We start from the raw sequence: 6,055 nt of genomic DNA, 5'->3' as shown, positions 1-6,055 counted from the left end.
CTTTCGGTGCATTGTGATGCCCAACTCCAGAGAATGGCTGGTTAAGCAACAGTAAATTTAAACTGAGCCAAAATTTTATGATTGTAGGTGTAATTGTGAAAACTAAGCATCAGTTGAAGGCGGAACAGACCATCAAAAAGCTAAAAAAAGCAGCTTATGAATTATTTATCGAGAAGGGATTTAGTCACACTAGTATCGATGATATTGTCAAAAAAGCAGGATTTACTAAAGGGGCTTTTTACATCCATTTTAAAAGCAAAGAAGAAATATTCACCATGATTATGAATGAACGGATGCTCATACAGCAAACCGATCTAAGAACCATTGAACCAAATTCAATAGAACAACACTTTGACATACGTAAGATTATTGAGCAAAAAGTGGAATATATGCTAAAGGCTACAGAATCCGAGCATTGGACTCCAATGTTCTTAGAATTTGTTGCAAATTGCCATCGTTTACCTCAAGAACAAAATAACCCTACTCTTTTGTACGAGGAATGGAGAAAAGAGGTCGAAAAACACTTACTAAACCTTAAACAAAAAGGTCTAATAGATCCGGTTCTTCCTCTAGATCTTTTGGCAACAACGATTATAGCGATCTTTGACGGGTTTAACATTCAGTCTCATATAGATCATTCAATTAATCCTAAGAGACAGCTTGATGTAATTCTTTTTCTTATTGGAAGTCGAACTAAGCCCTCAGTATAGAGGGGTCCCCTTATAGAAGAGGTGAGTGAAATGGATCGTACGTGTTCAAAATGCGGGGTAAAAGTAACTGAAGCAGAAGCTATATGTCCACCAGGAGGAAAAGTGATTTTAGTCAAATCCCCTTTTAAAAACTTCGCTTCTAAGAAGGAAAGTAGCCCTCTTCATGTTTATGCTTGTCCTTCTTGTGGGTTGGTGGAGTGGTATGCGGAAAAACCAGAAAATCTTTCAAACTAAATTTATCAAAGTTTCCAGAGAGCAGACACCTCGGTTGCGATGTCCTTTTTTTCTTGCAGGAGATTTCTTGCAAAAACCGAAAATTGTAAATAGATATTCAGATAGGTGTTATCGGGAGGATCTGTCATGATTTCAAAACCTCATGTACTGACTGCAAAATTATCTCCTCCTCGCATCAAGTCTCAGTGCTTGTTCCGATCACGGCTGGACGATTTGTTTTTGCAGGTCATCGATTATCCGGTCACTTTAGTTCAAGCTGAAGCAGGCTACGGCAAAAGCATTTCGTTGGTTACTCATCTGTACGTTCACTTTGATCCCATTGCCTGGTATTCGGTTGAAGATGGGGAACGGGATCCGTTCCAGTTTCTGTTCTACTTGATTCATGCTCTGAAAACGTTTGATTCAAAAATCGGGGAACGATCCCTACGGCTGTTGGAACAGTTTGATTGGACAGCCTCCGTCATTCAACCCTGTATGACACTGCTGCTGAATGATCTGGCAGAATTGGCACCCGACCCTGCAATTCTGGTTCTCGACGATCTGCATACGGTCGCCGATTTGCAGGAAATACAAGCGATTCTGGAAATGCTCATCCGGTACCTGCCAGCCCATGTGCATCTGGTGATCGGTACCCGGAGAACTCTTGAATTACCGGCGATCAAGCGGCTGCAGTCCACTTATGATTTACTGGTGATATCCAAACAGGACCTTTTGTTCACCACAGAGGAAATTTCACAACTGTTTCAGGAGCAATACGGAATCTTGCTGGCCAGTGAGCAGTTGCAGGATTTGCAGGAACAAACGGAAGGCTGGATCATCGCGTTGCAAATGGTCTGGAAAGGGCTTGAAACAGGGATCGAACTGTCCGAGTTGTGGAGAACGCAGCCGGAGACGAAGCGGCTTTTGTTTCATTATCTGGCGGAAGAAGTGTTTGACAGACAACCTGCTTTGATCCGGCAGTTTCTGCAAAGGACTTGTATTCTTGAGAGAATGGAAACTGACGTATGCGATTGGATGATGGAGCGGAACGATTGTGGCGAAATTCTTGTGCAGCTTGAGAGAGAAGGACTCTTCGTTACCGGACTCGGGGAAGGACACTATCGCTATCATCGATTGTTTCAACAGTTTTTGTTAACCCGATCATTACTGGACGACAGTGAGGAACAATGGTTCTCCCTGCACCATAAAGCGGCCTCCTATTATCAAGAAAAAGGGGAAATTCCACTTGCGCTTCACCATTACTACCAGGCGGGGGAATCGGGACAAGTTGTCAGCCTGCTTTTGGAGTGGGGAGTCCATTTTCTGCAAAACGGCCGATTCGAGATGCTTCGAAACTGGATTGATCGCCTTTCCAGCGATGTATTGCAGCAGCATCCACAGCTTCTTTTCTGGCGCGGCGAGATTGATCGGTTCTCCTCCCGGTTTTCCGAAGCGGAACATTGGTACACGCTTGCCGAAGGAGGGTACATCCGGTTGGGGGATGTGCTGGGCCGAAGTCAGGTCTATCTCGGTCAGGCCCAATTGTTTCTGGATACGATCCAACCGGTCAAGGCGATTCGCTGGCTTGAAAAAGCGGTTCAGGTGCTCGGAGAAAATTACCCGGAAGAGAAAGCAAAAATGCTGCGGTTGTTGGCCGAGAACCATACCAACAGCGGGCGTCTGCAGGAAGCGGAGGAAATGCTGAAGCGGGCCGCACAACTGGTGCCTGGAACCCCTAAAGACGAATTGGATATCCGCATTCATTTGCGAACCGGGCGGCTTGCTGCAGCAAAACAAATGACCCTGCAGATTATTGAAGAAGAACAGAAAGCTTCGGGTGGTTACAAGAAACGAATTGCAAAGTTCCATCGGGAAAAGCATCTTCTGCTTTCTCTCATTCAAGCGTTCATGGGAGATGTAAGCGCCAGTCGCTTGAACGCGGAGCATGGCATACGAATCGGGCGGGAACTCCAGTCTCCTTTTGTCGAGGCAGTCGGGTATATGAGATTGGGACATGCCCAGGCACTGGCCGGACGTCTGGAAGAAGCGCAAGTATCTTACCTGCGTTCCATCGAATTGAGCGAAAGCTTACGTGTGGAACGAGGAAAAGTCGAGGCGTTGATGGGCTTATGCATTACCTCCGGGTTGTTAGGGGAGTTGGAACAGGCGGAGCAGCACGGAAGAACCGGTTTGGAATTAGCTCTCGCCGTTCATGATATGTGGTGTGCCAACATGATTCGATTGTCTCTTGGATTGGTGAGAACAACGTGGGGACAGTACGACGAGGCACTCCCCTGGTTGTTGGAAGCGGAAAAAGGGTTTCAGGCATGCGGGGACCGGTTTTGTCTTGCAAATGTCCGGATGTGGCTTGCGATGCTGCATGAGAGAACCGGCCAGGAGACAGAGTTTGCCCGTGTGATGCCCCTTTTCTTGAAAGAGGTTGAGACAAGCGGGTATGAATACCTGTTTCTGAGAAGAACCCTTTTCGGTCCGAACGACTTGCAAACACTGGTTCCGTCACTGCTGCTTGCCCGGGATGTCCTGAAAGTGGAAGCGGCGGAGAAACTGCTCGGCCAGATGGGATGCAAAGGGATTCAAAAACATCCCGGCCACACGCTGCGAATTTATACGTTAGGCAAGTTTGCCGCGTATCGTGGGATGGACGAAGTCGGAAGGAAAGAGTGGAAAAGGGAGAAATCACGTCAACTCTTCCAACTGCTTGTCACCCGGCGGGGACAGTTCCTGCAGCGGGAAGAAATTTTTGATCTTCTTTGGCCGGAGGCGGACGAGAAAACGGCTGCCCGTGACTTCAAGGTTGCGTTAAACGCACTAATTACCGCGATTGAGCCGGATCGTGAGGCCCGCTCGGAGTCATTTTTCATTGAACGGGTGGATACCGGGTACCGCCTCCAACCATCCGCAACCGTTTGGATCGATCGGGATGAGTTTGAAGTCCGTGCCGAAAAGGGGCTGAGCCTCGCTGAGCAGGAGATCGGTACCGCGGGACAGATATCCCGTCAAGCAATCGAAGAGTTGGAATCTGCTCTGTTCTTGTACAAAGGAGATTTTCTCCAAGACTATCCCTATCAGGATTGGTGCGCCGACGAAAGGGAACGCTTACGGACGTTATATCTTCGGGTTCTCGAGTCACTGGCCCGAATTTATCATAAAAATGGGGCTTTAAATGAAGCAATTGGCTGCTGTGATCGAATCCTTTCGCATGACCCCTGCTGGGAAGCGGCTTATCAAATTTTGATGTCCTGCTACCACCAATTGGGGAACCGCAGTCTCGTCATCACGACCTACAAAAGATGTGTTACACAGTTGGAGGATCAACTGGGAGTCGCTCCTTTGGAATCGACAACAAAACTGTACCAGCAGCTGGTGAGAAGACGCACGTAACTCCTTTGTAACCCCTTCGGGATAGTATGATCCTGGAAGGAGGTTGAGGAATGACTTCGATTGGAATTGTCAGTACAGGCGTATACATTCCCGAAACATTTGAAACGGGTGAAGCGATAGCTCAAAAAAGCGGCATTCCGAAAGAGATCGTGGAATCGAAAATGGGAATTCAGCGAAAAACCCTCCCCGGTCCGAATGATCACACCTGCCAGATGGGGATCTGGGCTGCGGAGAAAGCGCTGCAGAAAGGCAATGTCGATCCCGCTTCGATTGACCTTGTCATCTATATCGGGGAAGAGCATAAAGAATATCCGCTTTGGACTGCCGGCATCAAGCTTCAACAAGCAATCGGAGCGGTGAATGCATGGGCATTTGACGTGCAGCAGCGATGCGGCACAATGGTGATGGCTCTCAAGGTCGCAAAGGATATGATGCTTGCGGATCCTGAAATTCAGACAGTTCTTCTGGCGGGAGGCTATCGAAACAGCGATTTGATTGATTACACCAATCCGCGGACCCGTTTTATGTACAATTTGGCGGCGGGGGGAGCGGCTGTTATTTTGAAAAAGGGGCATGCTGCCAATCAGCTTTTGGCAAGCCATATTATTACAGATGGCGCTTTCTCGGAAGATGTGGTCGTTGTCGCGGGCGGAACCAAGCACCCCATCTCCCATGAAGCGCTGGAGCAGCGCTTGAACTATCTGGATGTAATCGATCCGGAAGGAATGAAGCAGCGGCTTGAGCAAAAGTCGATGGCCAATTTTCTCAAGGTTATTGAGCAATCTGTTGAAAAAAGCGGATATCATATTTCCGACATCGACTATCTGGCAATTCTCCATATGAAACGATCGGCTCACGACTATGTGCTCAATCAATTGGGTCTAACGGAGAATCAATCCTATTATCTGTCAGAGTATGGGCATATCGGGCAGATTGATCAGATTTTGTCGCTGGAATTGGGAATTCAAACGGGCCGAATCAAGCTCGGAGATCTCGTTGTATGTGTGAGTGCGGGGATCGGCTATGCCTGGGATGCTTGTACGATTCGCTGGGGATGAAAGAGACGGGGGTGTTGGTCAATAATGTGATGTTCGCCTCCGTAAAGGTGTATTCTGGAATCTTAAAGATTGCTCAATGGTTTATGAATAACCTTTTAACACATCAATGGGAGACTGCCATGCAGCGGACCATTTTGGTGTGTTATTTTTGTCTTAAACGAATGAATTTATTTACCATTATTAGGAAAAGAGGAAGTGACGGGCACAAGATGTCGACAAATGCAGTGTCTTGATTACGGGAGGAAACACATTTTTATCGTTTGATAGATGATAGTAACTACTTTGCTTGTTGAAAAGTATCGGGAATATTGTAAAATTATGACGTATACTGTTACCGGAAAATCCGGTAACAAAGGATTATTACCGGAAAAACAGGTAAGAGAGAATATTTTACCGGAAAATTGATAGCAAAGGTATCGACCTGGAAATTCACTAAAAAGAAATTTGGAGGTTTCCTGGGACGATTAGAAAGGGGAAAAATGTCGAAATATTGCTCATGCTTGGCTTGTGATGTAGTAAAGTCGACTGTCGAAGATAAGAAGAAATTACTCAATACACTTGAAGAGTTCACCTCGACACTTAATGAATTATATGAAGATTTAAGGTTCATTGTAAAATGAAATGCAACACATAAATATCACAAAAGCCACGGTAATTCCGTTATGATTAAGT

4 protein-coding genes are annotated in these 6,055 nt (G+C 46.5%); all 4 read left to right on the top strand.

Features of this window, described 5'->3' with window-relative positions:
* Positions 1-95: 95 nt before the first annotated feature.
* The 4 genes from ACFO8Q_RS08800 (at position 96) to ACFO8Q_RS08785 (ending at position 5,383) form a co-directional block, all read left to right on the top strand.
* Positions 96-710 (top strand): TetR/AcrR family transcriptional regulator, encoded by a 615-nt coding sequence (locus tag ACFO8Q_RS08800; RefSeq protein WP_380025401.1) that lies wholly within the window; start codon positions 96-98, stop codon positions 708-710.
* Between the two features lie 30 nt (positions 711-740).
* Positions 741-944, top strand: a complete 204-nt coding sequence (locus ACFO8Q_RS08795) for a hypothetical protein (RefSeq protein WP_380025400.1) — start codon at positions 741-743, stop codon at positions 942-944.
* Between the two features lie 126 nt (positions 945-1,070).
* Complete coding sequence (locus ACFO8Q_RS08790; protein WP_380025399.1) at positions 1,071-4,325, top strand: BTAD domain-containing putative transcriptional regulator; 3,255 nt, start codon at positions 1,071-1,073, stop codon at positions 4,323-4,325.
* Positions 4,326-4,375: 50 nt separating this feature from the next.
* On the top strand, positions 4,376-5,383 hold the full coding sequence (locus ACFO8Q_RS08785) for a 3-oxoacyl-ACP synthase (protein WP_380025398.1): 1,008 nt from the start codon (positions 4,376-4,378) through the stop codon (positions 5,381-5,383).
* Positions 5,384-6,055 lie beyond the last annotated feature (672 nt).

The sequence above is a fragment of the Effusibacillus consociatus genome (genome assembly GCF_042652925.1).
Taxonomy (GTDB): domain Bacteria; phylum Bacillota; class Bacilli; order Tumebacillales; family Effusibacillaceae; genus Effusibacillus; species Effusibacillus consociatus.
Note: the sequence above shows the minus strand (reverse complement) of the source record. Positions and strands in the feature narration are given on the sequence as shown.